The 20,053-nt window shown below is 33.4% G+C and carries 23 protein-coding genes and 1 pseudogene; 13 read left to right on the top strand and 11 right to left on the bottom strand.

What is annotated here, in order from left to right; all coding sequences use genetic code 11:
• Window positions 1-46: 46 nt before the first annotated feature.
• Window positions 47-1,963, top strand: a complete 1,917-nt coding sequence (locus tag FNW38_RS15535; RefSeq protein WP_144065004.1) for a DUF294 nucleotidyltransferase-like domain-containing protein — start codon at window positions 47-49, stop codon at window positions 1,961-1,963.
• Between the two features lie 2 nt (window positions 1,964-1,965).
• Complete coding sequence (locus FNW38_RS15530) at window positions 1,966-2,562, top strand: 3'-5' exonuclease (protein WP_143388693.1); 597 nt, start codon at window positions 1,966-1,968, stop codon at window positions 2,560-2,562.
• A gap of 17 nt (window positions 2,563-2,579) precedes the next feature.
• Here the strand turns inward: FNW38_RS15530 and FNW38_RS15525 are convergent, their stop codons facing one another.
• The 5 genes and pseudogenes from FNW38_RS15525 to FNW38_RS15505 all read right to left on the bottom strand — a co-directional run bounded on the left by FNW38_RS15525 (window position 2,580) and on the right by FNW38_RS15505 (window position 4,790).
• On the bottom strand, window positions 2,580-3,086 hold the full coding sequence (locus tag FNW38_RS15525) for a 4'-phosphopantetheinyl transferase family protein (RefSeq protein WP_143388692.1): 507 nt from the start codon (window positions 3,084-3,086) through the stop codon (window positions 2,580-2,582).
• Window positions 3,083-3,337 carry an acyl carrier protein gene (locus FNW38_RS15520; RefSeq protein ID WP_143388691.1) on the bottom strand — a complete coding sequence of 85 codons (255 nt, stop codon included), beginning with the start codon at window positions 3,335-3,337 and terminating at the stop codon, window positions 3,083-3,085. Before FNW38_RS15520 ends, FNW38_RS15525 begins: the two co-directional genes overlap by 4 nt.
• Before the next feature lie 211 nt (window positions 3,338-3,548).
• Window positions 3,549-3,884 (bottom strand): annotated as a pseudogene (locus FNW38_RS15515) (transposase); the annotation flags it as partial.
• A gap of 83 nt (window positions 3,885-3,967) precedes the next feature.
• Window positions 3,968-4,198, bottom strand: coding sequence for an alpha/beta fold hydrolase (locus tag FNW38_RS15510; protein ID WP_143388690.1), 231 nt, complete (start codon window positions 4,196-4,198; stop codon window positions 3,968-3,970).
• A gap of 82 nt (window positions 4,199-4,280) precedes the next feature.
• Entirely contained in the window at window positions 4,281-4,790 is a 510-nt protein-coding gene (locus tag FNW38_RS15505) for an alpha/beta fold hydrolase (RefSeq protein WP_143388689.1), read from the bottom strand.
• 510 nt (window positions 4,791-5,300) lie between these two features.
• Between FNW38_RS15505 and porX the strand changes: the two genes are divergently transcribed.
• The 5 genes from porX (at window position 5,301) to FNW38_RS15480 (ending at window position 9,532) form a co-directional block, all read left to right on the top strand.
• Complete coding sequence (porX, locus tag FNW38_RS15500) at window positions 5,301-6,854, top strand: T9SS response regulator signal transducer PorX (RefSeq protein WP_144066710.1); 1,554 nt, start codon at window positions 5,301-5,303, stop codon at window positions 6,852-6,854.
• Between the two features lie 82 nt (window positions 6,855-6,936).
• Window positions 6,937-7,344, top strand: a complete 408-nt coding sequence (gene tsaE, locus FNW38_RS15495; protein WP_144066709.1) for a tRNA (adenosine(37)-N6)-threonylcarbamoyltransferase complex ATPase subunit type 1 TsaE — start codon at window positions 6,937-6,939, stop codon at window positions 7,342-7,344.
• A 10-nt stretch (window positions 7,345-7,354) separates the two neighbouring features.
• Window positions 7,355-7,828, top strand: a complete 474-nt coding sequence (locus tag FNW38_RS15490; RefSeq protein WP_144066707.1) for a GNAT family N-acetyltransferase — start codon at window positions 7,355-7,357, stop codon at window positions 7,826-7,828.
• Between the two features lie 93 nt (window positions 7,829-7,921).
• Window positions 7,922-9,121 (top strand): alanine dehydrogenase, encoded by a 1,200-nt coding sequence (locus FNW38_RS15485; RefSeq protein WP_185963153.1) that lies wholly within the window; start codon window positions 7,922-7,924, stop codon window positions 9,119-9,121.
• 36 nt (window positions 9,122-9,157) lie between these two features.
• Window positions 9,158-9,532, top strand: coding sequence for a DUF4258 domain-containing protein (locus FNW38_RS15480; protein ID WP_144064997.1), 375 nt, complete (start codon window positions 9,158-9,160; stop codon window positions 9,530-9,532).
• A gap of 201 nt (window positions 9,533-9,733) precedes the next feature.
• Here the strand turns inward: FNW38_RS15480 and ung are convergent, their stop codons facing one another.
• From ung to FNW38_RS15465, 3 genes are read right to left on the bottom strand one after another with little or no spacing between them, the layout of a single operon-like run.
• Window positions 9,734-10,414: a uracil-DNA glycosylase gene (ung, locus tag FNW38_RS15475; protein WP_144064996.1), complete on the bottom strand. Its 681-nt coding sequence runs from the start codon at window positions 10,412-10,414 to the stop codon at window positions 9,734-9,736.
• A 1-nt stretch (window position 10,415) separates the two neighbouring features.
• Window positions 10,416-10,781, bottom strand: coding sequence for a HepT-like ribonuclease domain-containing protein (locus FNW38_RS15470; RefSeq protein ID WP_143388684.1), 366 nt, complete (start codon window positions 10,779-10,781; stop codon window positions 10,416-10,418).
• Complete coding sequence (locus tag FNW38_RS15465; protein ID WP_143388683.1) at window positions 10,774-11,064, bottom strand: nucleotidyltransferase family protein; 291 nt, start codon at window positions 11,062-11,064, stop codon at window positions 10,774-10,776. Before FNW38_RS15465 ends, FNW38_RS15470 begins: the two co-directional genes overlap by 8 nt.
• Window positions 11,065-11,151: 87 nt before the next feature.
• On the opposite strand from FNW38_RS15465, the gene FNW38_RS15460 reads away from it, so the two are divergent.
• From FNW38_RS15460 to FNW38_RS15450, 3 genes are all read left to right on the top strand, one after another.
• A complete protein-coding gene (locus FNW38_RS15460) occupies window positions 11,152-13,317 on the top strand; it encodes an endonuclease MutS2 (RefSeq protein WP_143388682.1) in 2,166 nt (721 codons plus the stop codon).
• A 121-nt stretch (window positions 13,318-13,438) separates the two neighbouring features.
• A complete protein-coding gene (locus tag FNW38_RS15455; RefSeq protein WP_144064995.1) occupies window positions 13,439-13,744 on the top strand; it encodes a GIY-YIG nuclease family protein in 306 nt (101 codons plus the stop codon).
• Between the two features lie 109 nt (window positions 13,745-13,853).
• Entirely contained in the window at window positions 13,854-14,267 is a 414-nt protein-coding gene (locus FNW38_RS15450) for a thiol-disulfide oxidoreductase DCC family protein (protein ID WP_143388680.1), read from the top strand.
• 178 nt (window positions 14,268-14,445) lie between these two features.
• Here the strand turns inward: FNW38_RS15450 and ettA are convergent, their stop codons facing one another.
• The 3 genes from ettA to holA form a co-directional block, all read right to left on the bottom strand.
• On the bottom strand, window positions 14,446-16,140 hold the full coding sequence (gene ettA / locus FNW38_RS15445; RefSeq protein ID WP_144064994.1) for an energy-dependent translational throttle protein EttA: 1,695 nt from the start codon (window positions 16,138-16,140) through the stop codon (window positions 14,446-14,448).
• A 77-nt stretch (window positions 16,141-16,217) separates the two neighbouring features.
• On the bottom strand, window positions 16,218-16,400 hold the full coding sequence (locus tag FNW38_RS15440; protein WP_091169561.1) for a CAL67264 family membrane protein: 183 nt from the start codon (window positions 16,398-16,400) through the stop codon (window positions 16,218-16,220).
• Between the two features lie 62 nt (window positions 16,401-16,462).
• The gene (gene holA, locus FNW38_RS15435) at window positions 16,463-17,467 is read right to left on the bottom strand and encodes a DNA polymerase III subunit delta (protein ID WP_143388678.1); all 1,005 of its coding nucleotides are present in this window, start codon (window positions 17,465-17,467) and stop codon (window positions 16,463-16,465) included.
• Between the two features lie 91 nt (window positions 17,468-17,558).
• On the opposite strand from holA, the gene FNW38_RS15430 reads away from it, so the two are divergent.
• The 3 genes from FNW38_RS15430 (at window position 17,559) to FNW38_RS15420 (ending at window position 19,916) form a co-directional block, all read left to right on the top strand.
• Window positions 17,559-18,008 carry a type I restriction enzyme HsdR N-terminal domain-containing protein gene (locus tag FNW38_RS15430; protein ID WP_143388677.1) on the top strand — a complete coding sequence of 150 codons (450 nt, stop codon included), beginning with the start codon at window positions 17,559-17,561 and terminating at the stop codon, window positions 18,006-18,008.
• 13 nt (window positions 18,009-18,021) lie between these two features.
• Window positions 18,022-19,008: a glycosyltransferase family 2 protein gene (locus FNW38_RS15425; protein ID WP_144064993.1), complete on the top strand. Its 987-nt coding sequence runs from the start codon at window positions 18,022-18,024 to the stop codon at window positions 19,006-19,008.
• A gap of 74 nt (window positions 19,009-19,082) precedes the next feature.
• Window positions 19,083-19,916 (top strand): OmpA/MotB family protein, encoded by an 834-nt coding sequence (locus tag FNW38_RS15420; RefSeq protein WP_143388675.1) that lies wholly within the window; start codon window positions 19,083-19,085, stop codon window positions 19,914-19,916.
• Window positions 19,917-20,053 lie beyond the last annotated feature (137 nt).

Raw genomic sequence — 20,053 nt, 5'->3', positions numbered from 1 at the left:
TTAATTTGCTATTTTTACAAACGATACTTTATTTATTTGCCGAACTATGAATACAATTGCTGAACACATTGCTGATTTTTTAAAAGAATACCCACCATTTAATCACTTGACATTTCAAGAATTATCTGAAATAGCTACAAGCATTCGCGTTGTAAATTTAGAAAAGCACAAAATATTATTTCAAATTAACGATGTGCTACACGATAGTTTTTACGTTGTGGCTTCAGGAGTTATCAATTTATCTGTCATAGCAGATGCTGAAGAAACCCTATTGAATAAATGTAATGCTGGTGACATCTTTGGTTTGCGTCCATTTTTTGCCAAAAACAATTATATGATGACGGCTAAAGCCAGAGAAGAAAGTATTGTTTACGCTATTCCTATAGCTACTTTCCGCCCTTTTGTTGCCAATAATTCTGAGGTTTTAAATTTTTTATTAGAAAGTTTTGCCGTAAATACTCGCAACCCGAAGGATAAAGAAAATTTAATTGGAAAATTAATATCTGACAATGTATTCTATTCGGATCAGCAATCAGAAATGCAATATTTTCAATCTTTATCCTATAACAATTCTCCTTTAAAGACAACAATTACAGCTATTGTAAAAGATGTAGCGCAATTGATGACAGAAACGTTAAAGAACAATGTTGTTGTTTGTGAGAATAACATTCCTTTAGGCATTATTACAGATACTGATATGCGTTCGAAAATTGCTACTGGCCGTTATCCTGTCACAGTTTCAGTAGATAAAATAATGTCATCTCCCGTTATAACTGTTGTAGAGAATATTTCGCTGGCAGAAGCGCAATTACTTATGTTGAAGTACAATGTGACACATTTATGTGTAACACAGGACGGAACTGATAAATCTGATGTAAAAGGGATCATTTCTGAACATGATTTGATAGTTGCTCAGGCCAATAACCCTGGTGTTTTGATAAAAGAAATTAAGCGTTCTCAGATCCCAAAAGAATTAAAACAAATTCGCGAGCGTTTAACTGATCTGATTCAGACTTCCATTTCTAAAAATATACCCCTTTCTCATGTTTTCAATATTGCCAGTGAAATTAATTTGGCTATTATTAAACGTTCTGTTGAATTATCAATTTTGGATTTAGGCTCACCTCCTGCCCGTTTTGCTTGGTTAAGTATAGGTAGTCAAGGAAGAAAAGAACAATTGTTGTTAACCGACCAAGACAGTATTTTGATTTTTGAAGATGTTACCCCTGATAAATATAGAGATGTGAAAGACTATTTTCTTAAACTTGGAAAAAGAACTACTGCCACGCTTGAAAAAATTGGTTATGAATTATGTCCAAACGGACACATGGGAAGTAATATGCTTTGGTGTAAATCACTGACTGACTGGACTAAACAATACGACAGCTGGATGAATACTCCAGGTGAAAACAGTAATGATTTGAGTAGTATTTTCTTTGATTATGAAATTACTTTTGGTGAACAAAGAATTGAAGATGCTATTGGAAATGTAGTTTTTAAAAACGCAAAAAACAATACTTTGTTTTTTGACTTCTTAGGAAATGATGCCTTAAGAAAAAATTCTCCGTTGACTTTTTTCAAAAATTTCAATGTAGAAGAAGAAGGTTCGAACAAAGATAAATTTGATATAAAAACACGTGCTTTGATGCCACTGATTGACGGTGCGCGTTTGTTTACAATGAGTCATGGTATAAGAGGAATTAATAATACATTACAACGATTCAAGCAATTAGCAATTTCAGATCCTAAATATGCCGAAATTTATCTTAATTGTGCCGAAGCCTTTTTGACTTTGTCAAAATTCAGAACCTTAGAAGGCTTAAAAAATGACAATTCTGGTCAGTTTATAAATTTAAATGAATTATCAAAAATTGATAAAGAAAAATTGAAAAATGCTTTGGCTCCAATGAAAGAATTGGAAGAGTTAATAAAAAGTAAATTTCAACTCACTCAATTTTCATAACTATGTTAGACTGGCTGAAAAATATTAATAAAGAATACCCTGAATTTTGGAAAACCTATCTGTCCAAATTTGATAAAAAATCAAAGCGATTTGTAATTTTATCAACAGAAACTTCGGGTTTAAATCCTGTGAAAGATGTTATTTTATCAATTGGATCCTTTGCTGTAAATGACAACAGTATTGTTATTGGAGATAGTTTTGAAGCAGTTTTATTGCAATATAAATTCCTACACGATAACGGACTTTCGAATGAATTTATAGTCGAAAGTAAAATGAAAAAACTCGCAGAACCTGAAGCAATCCAATCTTTAATAAATTTTATAGGCAATGCGGTTTTGGTTGGACATCATATTGATTTTGATGTTGAAATGATCAATGCAGCACTTGAAAGATTAGATTGTGGCCGATTAAAAAACGAAGCTTTAGATGTTGATGTCATGTATCGAAAACTTCAAGACATCAACGATCGACAATTTTCACTGGATGAATTATGTGATATTTATAAAATTCCAAAAAGAGATAGAAATTCTTCTTCTGAAGATGCGTATAAAATCGCTTTGCTCTTTTTAAAATTAAAATCCAGACTGGGGATAAAATAATTTTATTCCCAGATAAATTATTTATTTATTGATTGATTGAACAACGTTACACCTTCCCAAAAACGCCCATGATGACTTATGGAAACGGGTTTTATATTTTTGGTCCGTTCATCAATTATAAAAGGAATCCCGTTAGTTTTACTAATTTTATCATTATAATCTAAAGTCTTTATTGCATTTAAATATTCCTTTTTTAAGACAGCAATCGAGTGTATGAATTCATCCGTAATAACCGTTTGTGTGAAATACATATTTCCATTACAGGAAACTGTTCCAAAATTTTCATTCCCATAATAACACTCTAACTGCAAAGGAATATATGCTCTTATTTTAGTTTCTCTATTGTAGATTTTGTAGGCAGCTTCCTTTCTGCTCCATAAATTCCAAACCATCACTTCTGGATTTACACCATTAGAAATCAATAATTGCTCTTTTGGAGTAAAGATTTTATTTAAAAATCCTTTCCGTCTCCAGTTACTTTCTTTTTTTGCCAAAACCAAATCTACAATATCATTTCCTATCACTTTTCGGATAATTTGGTTTCAATAATATCCATTGCTGATTTTACATTAACCATTCGTTCCATCGATACATTGTCAATTATTATATCAAATTTTTCTTCAATGTCTAAAATCACATCCACCAAATTGGCAGAATTTATTTTCAAATCGTTAATAAAATCAGTATCTTCCGTAAGAACATCAAATGCTTCTTGGTTTTGAATGTAAGGTTTTACGATGGTTTTTAATTGCTCGATTGTTTGTTCTTTATTCATAGTTTGTTTATTTCTTACCGCTAATTCGCAGATTTTTTTTAAATTTATTCCAATATAGTGATTCAATACGAAATTATTATACTAATTCAACCTGTTGGGTGTAATTAAATGATTTGTGATTTAATATTATTTATTAGTATGTCAAAATAAGTTTATTTGAATCAATGTTAACGCTTTTACTTTTGCTAAAATTTTTGTTTTAAAACCTTCAATTCTTTTTTCCTGCTCTTTCAAACATCCAAAGGATCCATTCTTTTCGGCTTTCTTGTGGATTATCTTCAATGATTTTCAACATTTTTCTTGATGTAAATCCTTTAAAATCTCTTACTAAACCAGAAGGATCATTCAAAGATGAACGAAAAATCAAATACACATGACTTGGCATGATGCAATAGCCATAAAGTTCCATTCCTTTGTTTTTACGACAGTAATCTAAGGATTCTAATATACAGCAAAAATAGGCGTCTCTCGTGAATACATCTATCCAATTTACGGTCGCAAAACTTATAAAATAAGCACCAGATTTCTCTCCAAACTTATATTTTATTTATAATTTTTACTATTGTTTGCGGGTACCTAGAAGCTCGCACGAGCGATTAAAGAGATGCTCGGACCAGCAGGGGGGTATAATTATTTAGTACTAAAAAAGTCCATTGCGATTTGACTTATTAATTCAGGTTTTTCCCAAAACACATCATGAGAAGTATTTGGTAAAATACAAAATTGTGATTTTTTGATTGCTTTGTGTAATTCTAATCCAAGTTCGGGCGTGTACATATCTCTATCTCCATAAACAAGTAATGTAGGTATATTTATTTCCAACAAAATGGACTTTTGAAAATAAATTTCTTCAAACCACATTTTTTTTGCTTCGGTTATATATCTTTTCCAATTTCCCGTAGGGGATTTTTCTTTATATTGTTTTATCCAAGGTTTTAGTTCTTTAAGAAACCCAAACTGTGTCTGAAAATTTATTTATTTCTTCCAATGACGCTTTTGTAGTTCCTTCTAGTTTGTATGTTGCCCCAGAAACCGCAATTTTCTTAATTTTATCAGGTCTCATTTTTGCAAGAAATAATGCTACATTTCCACCATCGCTCCAACCAATTACATAAGTGTTATCTAATTTTAATAAATCTATTGCTTTGGAATAATAATCAGCCATAAGTTTATAAGTCATTATACTATCAGCGAATTCAGAACGTCCAAGTCCAGGTGCATCAAAAGCAATTACTTTGTATTTTTTTGATAGATTTGGAAGACATTTTTTAAAATCAGTAATACTTCCTAAACCTCCGTGAAGTAGAAGTAAAGGAATTCCTTTTCCATATTCTTCATAATAAAGTTTAGTCCCGCGAATTGTCAAATATTTCCCATTATTTGAGCCATATTTTATTTGAGCTATTCCACTCAAAGAGAAAGTCAATGTAAAAAGCAAAATCTTAAATCTCATATTTTTATACGTTTCGTTTTTTGGATACTAGCACACAACTTGTATATATGTCTAACAAAATCATACCAATCCACCTATTTTAGGGCAACTTTGTATGATAAAGCTCAGCCTTTATACTTTCACGAAAGTATAAAAAAACAACTGCAAATAATCAAATACACTTTTTATTTTCTGAAAACTTTTCTTACCTAAGTAGTAGTTATAAAACTCAATCGTTCTAGCAACTGCGTGAGGGATGGAAGCGGCATCCTTTTTCGTGTTCTCGATACTTCCGTAAAAACGGAAACTCGAACTGACGAAAAAGATACAGCGCACAGCCCGACCCAGACGGAGTTTACGGAGAATGGGTCACGCCCGGAAACAATTTTAGAACAAAAAATTCTTATCTTTGTTTAGCGACAAGGAGAACTATTGCACGAAAAATTATCATAATATTAGCAACTAACCGTTGCAAAAAGCAGTAAATTGGCACTTTCAATTACTACTTTTGAACACTTGTTACTACGACTTATGGATAAAATAAAAATACTTTGGGTGGATGATGAAATCGACCTTTTAAAGCCCCACATATTATTTCTGGAAAAGAAAAATTACGAAGTTACTACCTGCAATAACGGTCGTGATGCGGTTGATATTTTTGAGGAAAACAATTTTGATATTGTTTTTCTGGACGAAAATATGCCCGGAATGAGTGGTCTGGAAACGCTTTCGGAGATGAAAGAGAAAAAATCTTCGGTTCCCATGATTATGATTACCAAAAGTGAGGAAGAATACATCATGGAGGAAGCGATTGGTTCAAAAATTGCTGATTATTTGATCAAACCCGTAAATCCGAATCAGATTTTGTTGAGTTTGAAGAAAAATCTGGATCATTCCCGATTGATTTCGCAAAAAACAACGTTGGATTACCAGAAGGAATTTAGAAAAATTACCATGGAAATGGCGATGGTGAATTCCTATGAAGACTGGATTGAATTGTATAAGAAATTGATTTTTTGGGAACTGGAATTAGAGAATATCAACGATCAAAGCATGGTTGAAATTTTAGAATCCCAAAAAACAGAAGCCAATTCGCAATTTGGAAAATTCATTGAGCGTAATTATGAGGATTGGTTTAAACCAAAAGCAGATAAACCGGTTCAATCACATACTTTATTCAAAGAATTAGTGGTTCCTGAAATTGTAAAAAAAGATAAACCGGTACTTTTTGTGGTGATTGATAATTTACGTTACGACCAATGGAAAGCCTTTGAGAACGTGGTAGGGAATTATTATAAGCTAGAAAAAGAAGTGCCGTATTACGCTATTTTGCCAACGGCTACGCAATACGCACGAAATGCTATTTTCTCAGGTTTGACACCACTTGAAATGGAAAAACAGTTTCCGCAATATTGGAAAAATGATCCGGAAGAAGGAGGAAAAAACTTGTATGAAGCGGAGTTTTTGTCGGCACAATTGAAACGATTGGGATTGCATATTAAGGAAGATTATTTTAAAATCACCAATTTAGCCGGAGGTAAAAAGTTAGTTGAAGGTTTTAAAGCGTTGAAAAACAATAACTTGGTTACCGTGGTTTACAATTTTGTAGACATGCTTTCCCACGCCAAAACTGAAATGGATGTGGTGAAAGAACTCGCCTCAGATGATAAAGCATATCGCTCGCTGACGTTGAGTTGGTTTAAAAATTCTCCGCTGTTGGAAATTATTCAACAAGCTCAAAAATTAGGTTTCAAATTGATTTTGACTACGGATCACGGAACTATAAACGTGAAAAATCCATCCAAAGTGGTGGGTGATAAAAATACCAGTTTGAATTTGCGATACAAAACAGGACGCAGTTTGACTTACGAACACAAAGATGTTTATGCGGTGAAAGAACCAAAAAATATTGGTTTGCCAACGATAAATATGAGTAGTTCTTATATTTTTGCAAAAAATGATTTGTTTTTGGCATACGTCAATAATTACAATCATTATGTTAGTTATTATAAAAACACGTATCAGCACGGTGGAATTTCATTAGAAGAAATGATTATCCCGTTTTTAGTTTTTAATCCGAAATAAAAAAGTGATCAGTTTGTAGTGTTCAGTTTGCAGAAAGCCAAGATAACTGAATACTAAAAACTGAACACTGAATACTTAAATTATGAATGTTATTTTTTCTTTAGACCAACTCGAGGAAGTTGCACAAAAAATCATAGCCGAAAACCCGAATAAAGTGATTCTTTTTCATGGAGAAATGGGTGTTGGAAAAACCACTTTAATCAAACAATTGTGTAAAACTCTTGGAGTTATCGGCGCAACAAGCAGTCCAACTTTTTCTTTAGTTAATGAATACCAAACTACTGACAATCAAATCGTTTATCATTTTGATTTTTATAGATTGAATCATGAAGTTGAAGCGTTGGACATGGGCGTTGATGATTACTTGTATTCCGGTAATTGGTGTTTTATAGAATGGGCGGAGAAGATTCCGAATTTGATCCCTGATGAACATTCAGTGATTACGATTGCCTTACTTTCAGACGGAAAACGTTCTTTAGAATTAAGTTAAAATAATACGTATGAGTTTAGAAAATAAAGTTGAAATTATTCCTTTTACAACAGCTTTAACGGAGCATATAAAAACCCTGAATATAGAATGGCTAAAGAAATATTTCAAGGTGGAGCCCAAAGATGAAATCGTATTATCAAATCCTCAAGGTGAAATTATAGATAAAGGCGGAATGATTTTTTATGCAAAATACAATGATGCAATCATTGGCACGGTTTCGTTAATAAAAATTGACAATTCAACATTTGAATTAAGTAAAATGGCGGTTAAAGACGGCATTCAAGGACTGGGAATAGGAAAAAAACTGATGGTTCATTGTCTGACTGTTGCTGAACAGAAAGGCATCAAAAAGCTTATTTTATATTCGAATAGAAAATTACTGCCGGCGATTCATTTGTATGAAAAGTTTGGTTTTGTAGAAGTGTCTTTAGAAGATGGTGCTTATGAAAGAGCCGATATAAAAATGGAAAAAAGCATCAGCTAATTTAAAGTTTACACTTCAATATGCTTTCCAGTAATTCAATTGTCTTTTTTTAAAACTTTTTCCGTAAATTGTACCCTAAATTTTACAACACTAATGTCAATAACAACTACACCATTTACTAAGCAGCAGTTATTACCTCAGGAAGAAAAACTTGAGATAAGAAGACGAAAAAGTGAGCTTTTTATTGGTATTCCAAAAGAAACCAGTTATCAGGAACGCCGTATTTGCCTGACACCTGATGCTGTAAATACGTTGACCTATCATGGCCATCGGGTAATGATTGAGGCGGGTGCTGGTGAAAGTTCAAGTTACGCCGACAAAGAATATTTTGAAGCGGGAGCCGAAATCACTAATGATACCAAAAAGGTATTTAGTTGTCCCATGATACTGAAAGTAGAGCCCGCTACCCAAGCCGAAATTGAAATGATGAATCGGGAAACGATTCTGATATCAGCAATTCAATTGAAAACCAGGAAAAAGGCTTATTTTGAGGCTTTAACCAAAAAGAAAATCACTGCGCTTGCTTTTGAATATATTAAAGATGAAGATGGTACCTATCCTGCAGTCAAATCCTTAAGCGAAATTGCCGGAATTGCATCCGTTTTAATTGCAGCCGAGCTAATGATCACTAATGAATTTGGAAAAGGATTATTATTCGGAAATATTACTGGCGTCCCTCCTACTGAAGTTGTTATTTTGGGCGCAGGAACCGTTGGAGAATTTGCTGCTAAAACTGCTATTGGTTTGGGCGCAACGGTTAAAGTATTTGACAATTCGATCACCAAACTCCGCCGATTGCAAAATAATTTGAATCAGCGTGTTTTTACTTCTACCATTCAACCTAAATCGTTATTGAAAGCATTGAGACGATGTGATGTAGCTATTGGTGCCATGAGGGGCATGGAGCGTTGTCCTGTTGTAGTGACAGAAACTATGGTAGAATACATGAAAAAGGGAGCCGTTATCGTAGATGTAAGCATTGATACCGGTGGTTGTTTTGAGACTTCGGAAGTGACTTCGCATGAAAAACCAACTTTTATCAAGAATAATGTTTTGCATTACTGTGTACCTAATATTCCTTCCCGATATTCAAAAACAGCTTCATTATCCATTAGCAATATCATCACTCCTTATTTGTTGCAAATTGCTGAAGATGGCGGAATTGAAAGCGCTTTACGATGCAATAAAGGATTGAAAAACGGAGTTTATCTCTATCATGGAATCCTTACCAATAAAGCTATTGGTGATTGGTTTGATTTACCTGTTAACGACATCAATTTAATTGTTTTTTAAGCAAACTTTCTTTTACCTTTGCCAAAAATTTAAAACATGAAATTCGTACATCGTTTTGCTTATTATCTTATTGGTTTAATATTAGGATTGTTTTTTGTAGCCGCTATTTTTAGTGGAAAAGATACCCGTTGCAATTATTTTCCAAATGCAAGAGTATTAAATGATTTAAGAAATAAACCTTTTGATTATTCAGAAAAAGCATCCCAAATATTAGCTGAAAAGTGGATTGATACCGTTGACATAAAAAACACGTTACAATACGGCGATATTGATTTTGATAAAAGTAATATCGAACTCAAAAAAGGCAAGTTGTATATTATTGAAGGGAAAACCACTAAAAACGAGGAAATCACACTAAAAGTGATCAATTATTCGGACAAAGCGGTTTTAGAAGACATCATAAAAGAATAGGCACTATTGTTATTTATGGCTTAATTCTGCGAATAACAGTGTTTTAATTCGGGCGTGACCCTACGTAAAAACTTCGGGTCGTGCTGTACGTTCCCGCTTTTTTTTGAGTGGCTGAAACGCCTCTCAAAAAAAGAGCTTCACTACCATCACTCACGCGGAGCAATGTAAAAACCAGTCATTTACATCTTTAAACAACACAAATTAATCTACTGAAATCCAGTTGATTATTTCCATTCCATTTTGTTTCAAATAGTCGTTTGTTTTGCTAAAGTGCTTATTCCCAAACCACTTTCCTTGATTAGCACTCATTGGCGATGGATGCCCAGATTCTAATACCAAATGTTTGTTTCGGTCGATTTTAAGCCCTTTTTTATGGGCGAAATTGCCCCAAAGTAAAAATACCACATGTTCTTTTTCCTCGGAAATTTTCTGGATTACGGCATCAGTAAAAACGTTCCATTTTAAATGTTTGTGGCTGTTTGGATTGTCTTCTCTCACAGTCAGCGAAGCATTCAAAAGCAAAACACCCTGCTTTGCCCAAGCATCTAAGTTACCGGAGGCAGGCATGAAAATAGTACCCAAATCATCACTCATCTCACGAAAAATATTGCGCAAAGAAGGCGGGATCCGAACTCCATCATTTACAGAGAAACACAAACCATTGGCTTCGCCTTTGCCATGATATGGATCTTGACCAATAATAACCACTTTTACATCTTTGAAACTACAATAGTTAAAAGCAGCAAAAATCAACTCTTTTGGAGGGTAACAAGTGTGATTTTTATATTCTTCAGAAACGGTTTCCATTAAATCCTGAAAATAGGGTTTCCGGATTTCGTCCGCTAAAATAGTTTGCCATTCCAGATGGAGATTGATTTGCATACTATTCAAATTTACCATGTTCAGTTTTCAAAACGATTTCTAATTTAGGTAAATAATTTTCGCATATTTGATAAACAATCTCATAATCTAACATTTCATAATGATGAGAAATAAAATCTCGAAAACGAATAATCTTGTTCCATTCCATATCTGGATAATTGGTTTGCAACAAGTCATGTTTTCTCGAAGTATTTTTTAAGTTTTCTCCGATAGCCTGAAGACGGGTGACTATAGAATCTAACAATGTTTTTCCGTATTCTGTTGAAACAAAATCAAATGGAGTTTTAATTACAGAAAATCTTTTATTACAAATATTGATGTGTTCTAAAATAGTCTCTAATGAATATTTATAAACATCATCATACATAAATTAAATCATTTTTAATATTGTTAAGAAATCGTTCTGATAGATGTGGACCTTTTCTGACGATCTCAATTTTAGAATTTAATTTATTTTCTAAATAAGAATATAATCCCATCAAAAAGCTATAAGATGGTTCTTTAAACTCAACAAAAAAATCAACATCACTATCAGGATTTTCAAGTCCTTTAGCATATGAGCCAAACAAAGCAATCGTTACAACCCCGTAATTATCTTTCAGGAATTGCTTTTCCGTTTGTAGAGTATTGATTATTTCATCTTTTTTCATTTAACAAAGATAAAAAATTAATACTTCCAAATTACTCTGCCTCTCTGAAACTTTGTAACTTTGACCCTTTGCAACTTATACTAGAAAATGATATCCATCACCGAAAAAACATTACAAGATTTACAATTCCCAACCGTTCTCGAGACCATTTCGGCGATTTGTAATACCGATATTGGAAAACAAAAAGCATTAGAAATCACTCCTTTTAAGGATAAGGAAACCTTGATGCAAGCATTAATGCAAACATCTGAATATGTTTCCTCTTTCCAGAATAACAATGCCATTCCTAATCATGGTTTTGATGCCATAACACATGAAATTAAATTCTTGGCTATCGAAGACAGCTTTCTTGAAGTTGGCAGTTTTAGAAAAATTGCCACCATTTCATCAACTGCGAATTTTTTGTTGAATTTCCTTAAAAAATTTGAAGATTATTATCCTAACTTATACGCTAGGGCTTCACAAGTCGAATTTACCAAAGATATCATCACCATGGTCGATGAAGTAGTCGACAAATATGGCGAAATAAAAGACAATGCCTCACCTGATTTATTGGATATTCGTCGGAATATGAATCTGGTTCGTGGTAAAGTCAATCAAAGTTTTGGAACTGCGTTAACGCAATATAATACCTTAGGCTATTTAGATGACATTAAAGAAAGTTTCGTTCAAAACAGGAGGGTTTTGGCAGTTTTAGCCATGTACCGTCGTAAAGTAAAAGGATCGATTCTAGGCAGTTCCAAAACTGGAAGCATTGCGTATATCGAACCTGAAACGACACTAAAATATTCTCGTGAACTAAGCAATTTAGAATATGAGGAAAAAGAGGAAATTACCCGAATACTAAAGCAGTTATCGAATAAAATCCGTCCTTTTTTACCGTTGCTTATTCAGTACCAGGATTTCTTAAGTGATATTGATGTGATTGCTGCCAAAGCAAAATATGCAAATAAAATCAATGGAATTTTACCAACAATTACAGAGGATCGCCGACTCTATTTTAGAGATGCCTACCATCCTATTTTGTATTTGAATAACAAGCAGAAAAATGAAATTACGCATCCACAAACGATTGAATTAAATCAGGAAAGTAGAATCATTGTGATTTCAGGTCCAAATGCGGGAGGAAAAACCATCTCATTGAAAACGGTTGGATTACTCCAATTGATGTTGCAATCCGGGATGTTGATTCCAGTACATGAACGCAGTGAAACATTTTTATTTGATCGTATTTTAACAGATATTGGAGACAATCAATCAATTGAAAATCATTTGAGTACCTATAGTTACCGATTAAAGAACATGAACTACTTTCTGAAGAAATGCAATAAAAAAACCATGTTTCTTATTGATGAATTTGGTACTGGTTCTGATCCTGAATTGGGTGGCGCATTAGCCGAAATTTTTCTGGAAGAGTTCTATCATCGGGAAGCTTTCGGAATTATTACAACGCATTATTCGAATTTAAAGATTCTAGCTAATGAATTGCCTTGCGCAACTAATGCCAACATGCTTTTTGATGAAAAATCATTAGAACCTTTGTATAAATTGGTTTTGGGACAAGCGGGAAGTTCTTTCACGTTTGAAGTAGCATTAAAAAACGGAATTCCATTTAGTTTAATAAACCGTGCGAAAAAGAAAATTGAAGTAGGAAAAGTACGTTTTGATAAAACGATTGCTACACTTCAGAAAGAGCGATCCAAAATGGAGAAAACTTCGCAAACGCTGAAAGAAGAAGAAACAAAAGCGCGTGAAGAAGGCAAGAAAATGGAAACCATCAATGTAAAAATCAAGCAAAAACTGGAAAGCTATCAGGAATTGTATGACAGCAATCAGAAAACAATTTACATAGGTCAAAAAATTGAAGATATAGCGGAGAAATATTTTAATAACAAAAATAAAAAAGACCTAATAGGTGAGTTTTTGAAAATTATTGAAATTGAAAATTCAAAACGTAAAAAAGCCACACCCAAAGAAACAAAAGCGCTGATAGAACAGAAAAAAGTAGTAATTCAAGAGGTTACGGTTCAGGTCGAGGAAATCAGAAAAGAAAAAAAAGAAAAGAAATTAAAAGTGGTTGTTGAGAAACCAAAACCGATATTAAAAGTGGGCGATCGCGTGCGAATGTTTGACGGAAAAGCGGTGGGAAGTATTGATTCTATTGAAAAAAATAAAGCAACGGTAAATTACGGCATATTCACTTCAAAAGTGAGTTTGGAAGCGCTGGAATTTGTTGAAGCGGGGAAAAAGTAATCAGTATGTCATTGCGAGGAACGAAGTAATCACACTAACGGGAGTAAGCATTCTTGGAATTCCAGATTTAGATTATTTTGTACCTTGCAAAGACAAACATAACCAACATAAATAAATAACTGTGAAACCGGGATTCATCTATATCATCACTAATAAATACCAAACGGTAGTATATACAGGTGTTACTTCAAATCCTCCACAAAGAATTTTGGAACACAAAGAAAAAAGATATCCTAATTCATTTTCTGCTCGTTATGATGTGAATGTATTAGTATATTATGAACAATTTCAATGGATTGGTGATGCTATAGCAAGAGAGAAGCAAATAAAAGCAGGTTCAAGAGAAACAAAAAATGAATTAATTCGTTCTATAAACCCAACTTGGCAAGATCTGTTTGAAGAAATTAAAGATATAATGACGGCATGACTCTCGCAAGACAAACACAAGTCATTGCGAGGAACGAAGCAATCACACTAACAAGGACACAAATTGAGCAACTAAATGAGATTGCTTCGTTCCTCGCAATGACAAAAAAATGAAAAACTTACCTAAAGATAAAAAAATAATCCTCTTTGATGGCGTTTGTAATCTCTGTAATTCAGCGGTACAATTCATAATTAAGCATGATACAAAAGATGTTTTTAGGTTTGTGGCTCTACAATCTAATTTGGGTCAGGAAATCATCAAACATATCGGAATTGATATCAAAAACACAGACAGTATTATTCTCTATCAACCCGGAATCGCTTATTATTATAAATCGGAAGCAGTGTTAGAAATTGCTAAAAGTTTAGATGGGATTTTTTATTTTGGAAATATTTTTAAAATAATTCCAAAAAAAATTAGGGATTCTATTTACGATTATGTTGCCAGAAATCGCTACAAATGGTATGGCAAAAAAGAAAGTTGTATGATGCCAACGGCAGCATTAAAATCTAAGTTTTTGTAAAACTAAATTTTCTAATAACAATAAATGCCATAGCCCTGATAGCAACGAAAATCCTTTATGGTTTTAAAGAAAAACCATAAAGATTGTAGTGAATAGCAGGAAATAGCTCCTTAAAAAATTAGCGCCAAAAAAAGCCTCAAATTCTACAATTTGAGGCTTCGAATTTTTTGATCTTCTTTTAACTTCTAATCAATTTTCTGTATTTCAATCGTTTCGGAGTTAAATCACCACCCAAACGTTTCTTCTTATTTTCTTCATAATCAGAGAAACCACCTTCAAAATAATATACTTCAGAGTTTCCTTCGAAAGCTAGAATGTGCGTACAAATTCTGTCCAAGAACCATCTGTCGTGAGAAATTACTACCGCACAACCTGCAAAATTTTCCAAACCTTCTTCCAAAGCACGAAGCGTGTTGATGTCCAAATCATTTGTTGGCTCATCCAGTAAAAGTACGTTTCCTTCTTCTTTCAAAGTCATGGCAAGGTGCAAACGGTTTCTTTCACCACCAGAAAGCATTGAAACTTTCTTGTTTTGATCGCTTCCGCCAAAGTTAAAACGGCTTAAATAAGCTCTTGAATTTACTTGTCGGCCACCCATCATAATCAATTCCTGACCATCACAAAAGTTTTCCCAAATAGATTTATCAGGATTAATATTGGAATGCGATTGATCTACATAAGCGATTTTTACTGTTTCACCAATTAAAAATTCTCCTGCATCTGGCTTCTCTTCACCCATTATCATTTTGAAAATAGTCGATTTACCAGCACCATTTGGTCCGATAATTCCAACAATTCCTGCTTGAGGCAATTTAAAATTCAAATTGTCATATAATAATTTATCTCCAAATGCTTTCGAAACATTTTTAGCTTCAATTACATTCGTTCCTAAACGAGGTCCGTTAGGAATATAGATTTCCAGATTTTCATCCAACTGTTTTTGATCTTCGTTCAAAAGCTTGTCGTAGTTTTGCAAACGTGCTTTTTGTTTGGTCTGACGCCCTTTTGCACCTTGACGAACCCAGTCCAACTCGCGTTCCAACGTTTTTCTACGTTTAGAAGCCACTTTTTCTTCTGATGCCATGCGTCCAGATTTTTGCTCTAACCAAGAGGTGTAGTTTCCTTTCCAAGGAATACCTTCTCCTCTATCCAGTTCAAGAATCCAACCAGCAACATTGTCCAAGAAGTATCTGTCGTGTGTTACCGCAATAACAGTTCCTGCATATTGTGCTAAATGTTGTTCTAACCAAAGTACACTTTCTGCATCCAAGTGATTCGTAGGCTCATCCAAAAGCAAAACATCAGGTTGTTGCAACAACAAACGACATAAAGCCACGCGACGGCGTTCTCCACCTGATAAATTCTTAATTGGCGTATCACCTTCTGGAGTTCTTAAGGCGTCCATTGCAATTTCCAGTTTAGTATCAATTTCCCAAGCCCCAAGTGCGTCAATTTTATCTTGTAAATCAGCTTGGCGATCCATTAATTGTTGCATCTTGTCCGCATCTTCATAAACTTCAGGTAAACCAAAACTATCGTTGATTTTGTTGAATTCATCTAATACTGCCATAGTTTCGGCAACACCTTCTTTTACAATTTCAATTACAGTTTTAGAATCATCTAAAATTGGTTCTTGTTCCAAATAACCTACGGTGTAACCTGGTGCAAAAACCACGTCTCCCTGATAATTTTTATCAGCTCCGGCAATAATCCTCAAAAGAGAAGATTTCCCAGAACCATTTAAACCCAAAATACCAATTTTAGCTCCGTAGAAGAAACTCAAATAAATATCTTTTAATACTTGCTTGTTACTGCTTGAATACGTTTTACTCAATTTCGACATTGAGAATATCACTTTTTTATCGTCTGCCATATTTTTTTGTTTAAAGTTTTTTTGTTTAAAATTTCCTAGTAAGACTGATCACTAAAATCTGATTGCTGCTTACTGTTTTAAAGTCTGCCCTTAAGCGAACTAAAAACCCATGCATTAGCCAAAAAGCCAACACCTACGGCTGCAAATCCCCAACCTGCTACGTCATCATATCTGAAAGCGCCTAATGCGATAAGCAATAAACCCATTACAATCATTATTAAAGTAGCCCAACCTAAGATAGTATTTTTATTCATTCCCATATTTAGGTAAATTATATTTTATCCCGAAGTTTCGGGAGTGCAAATATCGGTAATTTTAGTCGCTAATTAAATATTTTATAAAGCATTTCTCTTAATAAATCAGATTGTGACAACGCATTGGCACCAACACCTTTACTTTTTACATCAATATCTCTTAAAGCACCAATAATTTGACTCACTTTTTTCATGGGATAATTCTTCAAAGCCACATCATATTCTTTCAAAAAGAAAGGATTCACACCTAATACTGCTGCGACATTTTTTGGGTTTTTGTCTTTCAATCCATGGTATTTCAACAATTGTATAAAAAATCCAAAAACTAAACTCGTAGTAACCACCATTGGATTGTCTTTTGGATTTTGGGCGAAATTTTCGGCAATGGTATATGCTTTTAATTGATTGCGTTCTCCTAATGCTTTTCTCAATTCAAATACATTAAAATCTTTACTGAAACCTATATTTTCCTCGATATGCTTTGGAGTTATTGTACTTCCAGCAGGCAGGATAATCTGTAACTTTTCGAGTTCGTTGTTTATTTTACTCAAATCAGTTCCAAGAAATTCCACTAACATGGCGCTTGCCTTTGGCTCAATCGCATATTTTTTACCTGATAAAACACGTTTAATCCAGTCGCCAACTTGATTTTCATACAATTTTTTACTCTCGTAAACGACACCATTCTTTGCTAATAACTTGGTAAGTTTTTTTCGTTTATCCAAAGTTTTATATTTGTAACAAAAAACCAAAACCGTTGACGGCATTGGGTTTTCGGCATAACTTTCCAATTTATCAATCGTCCGAATCAAATCCTGAGCTTCTTTTACAATCACAACTTGACGCTCCGCCATCATCGGATACCGTTTGGCGGTCGAAATAATATCTTCTATTGAAACATCTCTTCCATATAGAACGGTCTGATTAAAGCCTTTTTCCTCTTCGGTTAATATTTTTTCTTCTATATAATCAGATAGTTTGTCAATATAATACGGCTCTTCTCCCATCAAAAAATAAATAGGTTTGATGTTGCCACTTTTTATATCATTTACAATTTTTACAACCTCGTCCATTTCTTTGTGTTTAAAGTTTGAAGTTTAAAGTTTGTTGCTTCGAATGAAACTTTAAACTTTAAATTTTAAACTTATTTAATACTTTTGCTTTATGCAAAAACTAAATTTTCAACTTTATAACTTTCGGTTCAAAAATAGCGAAAATAAAGTCTCCATTTTTGATGAAATCAGGAAAAAATTTATCATTCTTACTCCGGAAGAATGGGTTCGTCAGCATGTAGTCCAGTTTTTATTGGAAGAAAAAAAATACCCCAAATCATTGATTAATGTAGAAAAAGTTTTGAAAGTCAATGGCTTGCGCAAAAGATACGATGTTGTTGTTTTCAATCCTGATGGTTCTATTTTCATTTTAATCGAATGCAAAGCACCTGAAATAAAAATTGCACAAGCCACCTTCGACCAAATTGCCCGTTATAATATGACGATGAAAGCTCAATTTCTAATGGTAACCAATGGATTGAATCATTACTTTTGCCAAATGGATTTTGAAAATGAAAAATATCAGTTTCTGACCGAATTACCAATATATCAAATCCTATAATCAAATAATCTAAATGAAAATAGCTGTTGTCATACTCAATTGGAACGGAGTACAATTATTAGAACAATTTTTGCCTTCGATTGTAAAATATTCGCCTGAAGCTACAATTTATGTTGCTGATAATGCTTCGACAGATGATTCCATTTCATTTGTGTTGGCTAATTTTCCATCCGTTAAAATTGTAAAAAACGACATTAATTTAGGATTTGCAGGTGGTTACAATGAAGTATTAAAACATATTGATGCCGAAATTTACGCTTTGGTCAATTCCGACATTGAAGTTACCGAAAATTGGCTTCAGCCTATCCTTAAAACTTTCGAAAAGGAGCCTGGAACTGCCACCATTCAACCTAAGATATTAGATTACAAAAACAAGGAATACTTCGAATACGCAGGTGCTGCGGGAGGTTTTATAGACCAATACGGTTATCCTTACTGTCGTGGACGTATTTTTGAAACTTTAGAAAAAGATAACGGACAATACAATGATAACTGTGAAATATTCTGGGCTTCAGGAGCTTGTTTTTTCATTCGAAGCTCGGTTTATAAGGAATTAAAAGGTTTTGATGCTGATTTTTTTGCCCATCAGGAAGAAATTGATTTATGTTGGCGTGCAATCAATAAAGGATATAAAATAAAATACAATTCAGAATCAGTTGTTTATCATGTAGGCGGAGCCACTTTGCAGCAAGGAAATCCAAAGAAAACGTATTTGAATTTTAGAAACTCTTTATTAATGTTGACTAAAAATTTACCTAAAGATAAATTGTACTGGATTCTGTTTTGCAGAATGATTCTGGATGGAATTGCCGGATTGCATTTTCTTTTGCAAGGAAAATGCAATCATTTTTTAGCAATAGTAAAAGCACATGGTTCATTTTACAGTCTGTTTTCGAGTAATTTACACAAAAGAGACAAATTTCAAACTAAAAAATATTACAATACGAAAAGCATCGTTTTTTCTTATTACATTAACAATGGCAAGGTTTTTGTAAAATAATTTTAACATTAATTTATGTATAACTTCTAACTTTTAAAAACTAAATTTACAAATCAAATCTTAAAAAAAAAATTATGAGAAAAATAGTAATTGCCTTATCAGTATTGGCTGTTTTAACTTCTTGTGTTTCTAAAAAGAAATACACCGATTTAGAAGCCAGAAACAAAGAAACCCAAGATTTATTGAATTCTGCTACTGTAAAATTAAATTCTTGCTTAGAAGAAAAAGCGGGACTTTCAGCAACTGTAGCCGGTTTAAAAGAACACAATCAAACACTGATCAATACGTCTAAAGACATGACGGTATTGACCACTAAAGGGGCTGAAAATATTGAGAAAGCTTTAGAATCTATCAAAGAAAAAGATTTGAAAATCAGCAGAATGCAAGATGCATTAACTAAAAAAGACAGTGTTACCCTTGCTGTAGTTACCAGTTTGAAAAGCGCTGTAGGAATATCTGATCCGGATATTGAAATAAATGTTGAAAAAGGAGTTGTATTTATATCTATTGCTGACAAGTTGTTGTTTAAAACAGGAAGTTACGACGTAACTGATAAAGCAAAAAGTGTTTTGGCTAAAGTAGCTAAAGTGGTAAATGACAAACCTGATTTTGAATGTATGGTTGAAGGACATACTGATAACGTCCCTTACAATGGTTCAGGAGTCTTACTTGACAACTGGGATTTAAGTGTGAAACGTTCAACTTCAATAATTCGTGTATTGACAAATCAATTAGGTGTTAAACCAGAACAATTAATTGCTGCAGGAAGAAGTTCTTACGTTCCTTTAGTTGCTAATGATTCAGCTGAAAACAGATCTCGCAACAGAAGAACACGTATCGTTGTTTTACCAAAAATCGATCAGTTCTATGAAATGATTGAAAAAGAAATGAAAAAACAAAAACAATAAGAAAGTGGTCAGTTTTCAGTGATCAGTTCAGATTGCATAAAAAAAACGTCTTGAGAAATCGAGGGTACTGAAAAAGTCCTTTAAGGAATAAATACAATAATTTAAGGAGTAGAAATCTTAGTTTTTCTGCTCCTTTT

The sequence above is a fragment of the Flavobacterium gawalongense genome (assembly GCF_007097265.1).
Lineage (GTDB): Bacteria > Bacteroidota > Bacteroidia > Flavobacteriales > Flavobacteriaceae > Flavobacterium > Flavobacterium gawalongense.
Note: the sequence above shows the minus strand (reverse complement) of the source record. Positions and strands in the feature narration are given on the sequence as shown.

Excerpts from the sequence above, each read along its gene's own strand:
- FNW38_RS15460 (WP_143388682.1), top strand. The coding sequence starts at position 11,152 with ATGATATCCATCACCGAAAAAACATTACAAGATTTACAATTCCCAACC.
- FNW38_RS15510 (WP_143388690.1), bottom strand. The coding sequence starts at position 4,198 with ATGTGGTTTGAAGAAATTTATTTTCAAAAGTCCATTTTGTTGGAAATA.
- FNW38_RS15520 (WP_143388691.1), bottom strand. The coding sequence starts at position 3,337 with ATGAATAAAGAACAAACAATCGAGCAATTAAAAACCATCGTAAAACCT.
- porX (WP_144066710.1), top strand. The coding sequence starts at position 5,301 with ATGGATAAAATAAAAATACTTTGGGTGGATGATGAAATCGACCTTTTA.
- FNW38_RS15465 (WP_143388683.1), bottom strand. The coding sequence starts at position 11,064 with ATGAAAAAAGATGAAATAATCAATACTCTACAAACGGAAAAGCAATTC.
- FNW38_RS15440 (WP_091169561.1), bottom strand. The coding sequence starts at position 16,400 with ATGGGAATGAATAAAAATACTATCTTAGGTTGGGCTACTTTAATAATG.
- tsaE (WP_144066709.1), top strand. The coding sequence starts at position 6,937 with ATGAATGTTATTTTTTCTTTAGACCAACTCGAGGAAGTTGCACAAAAA.
- FNW38_RS15480 (WP_144064997.1), top strand. The coding sequence starts at position 9,158 with ATGAAATTCGTACATCGTTTTGCTTATTATCTTATTGGTTTAATATTA.
- FNW38_RS15420 (WP_143388675.1), top strand. The coding sequence starts at position 19,083 with ATGAGAAAAATAGTAATTGCCTTATCAGTATTGGCTGTTTTAACTTCT.
- ung (WP_144064996.1), bottom strand. The coding sequence starts at position 10,414 with ATGCAAATCAATCTCCATCTGGAATGGCAAACTATTTTAGCGGACGAA.
- FNW38_RS15505 (WP_143388689.1), bottom strand. The coding sequence starts at position 4,790 with ATGAGATTTAAGATTTTGCTTTTTACATTGACTTTCTCTTTGAGTGGA.
- FNW38_RS15490 (WP_144066707.1), top strand. The coding sequence starts at position 7,355 with ATGAGTTTAGAAAATAAAGTTGAAATTATTCCTTTTACAACAGCTTTA.
- ettA (WP_144064994.1), bottom strand. The coding sequence starts at position 16,140 with ATGGCAGACGATAAAAAAGTGATATTCTCAATGTCGAAATTGAGTAAA.
- FNW38_RS15425 (WP_144064993.1), top strand. The coding sequence starts at position 18,022 with ATGAAAATAGCTGTTGTCATACTCAATTGGAACGGAGTACAATTATTA.
- FNW38_RS15535 (WP_144065004.1), top strand. The coding sequence starts at position 47 with ATGAATACAATTGCTGAACACATTGCTGATTTTTTAAAAGAATACCCA.
- FNW38_RS15530 (WP_143388693.1), top strand. The coding sequence starts at position 1,966 with ATGTTAGACTGGCTGAAAAATATTAATAAAGAATACCCTGAATTTTGG.
- FNW38_RS15470 (WP_143388684.1), bottom strand. The coding sequence starts at position 10,781 with ATGTATGATGATGTTTATAAATATTCATTAGAGACTATTTTAGAACAC.
- FNW38_RS15430 (WP_143388677.1), top strand. The coding sequence starts at position 17,559 with ATGCAAAAACTAAATTTTCAACTTTATAACTTTCGGTTCAAAAATAGC.
- holA (WP_143388678.1), bottom strand. The coding sequence starts at position 17,467 with ATGGACGAGGTTGTAAAAATTGTAAATGATATAAAAAGTGGCAACATC.
- FNW38_RS15485 (WP_185963153.1), top strand. The coding sequence starts at position 7,922 with ATGTCAATAACAACTACACCATTTACTAAGCAGCAGTTATTACCTCAG.
- FNW38_RS15450 (WP_143388680.1), top strand. The coding sequence starts at position 13,854 with ATGAAAAACTTACCTAAAGATAAAAAAATAATCCTCTTTGATGGCGTT.